Origin of the sequence: Collinsella sp. TF08-11AT (genome assembly GCF_003437035.1) — a bacterium.
Classification (GTDB): domain Bacteria; phylum Actinomycetota; class Coriobacteriia; order Coriobacteriales; family Coriobacteriaceae; genus Collinsella.
Genome location: NZ_QSRL01000014.1, coordinates 1 through 418 on the forward strand (window position 1 = coordinate 1; position 418 = coordinate 418).

Annotated in this window: 1 protein-coding gene; it reads right to left on the reverse strand. The window is 41.1% G+C overall.

Annotation, left to right across the window (positions count from 1 at the left end):
• Positions 1-97, reverse strand: a 97-nt coding sequence (locus DXC79_RS08450; RefSeq protein ID WP_369832591.1) for a GTP-binding protein, incomplete at its 3' end; no start/stop codon positions are given.
• Positions 98-418: the final 321 nt, after the last annotated feature.

Genomic DNA, 418 nt, shown 5'->3' on the forward strand with positions numbered 1-418 from the left:
GCGCCTCGATTGCTCCGCTGGTATATAACAGGCTCTCCGTCAAGGTCGTCTTACCTGCGTCTACATGAGCAAGAATGCCAATATTGATGATTTTCATATGATTGTCCTCCATACAAGGCCCAGAAGGGCGCAAAAATCCCCAGCGACAAATACTTTTACCGCTGGGGATGATAGGTAGGACACACATGAAAACTGCGGCCAAGGCTGGCCGTTGTCTATCACGATATGAAATGAAAAGGCAAAAGTATTCTTAAATTGGGTACAAAAACCAAGCCCTCTCCTTGAGGACGTTTGTCTTTGTTCCCATTATCAAATTTTATTTAAGAATACCTTGCCGCATATTGATAAACTCCTTTGCTTTGATTTTTATAGTATAGCATATCAAATTCCCAAAAGCAACCCTGTTAAGATAAATTTT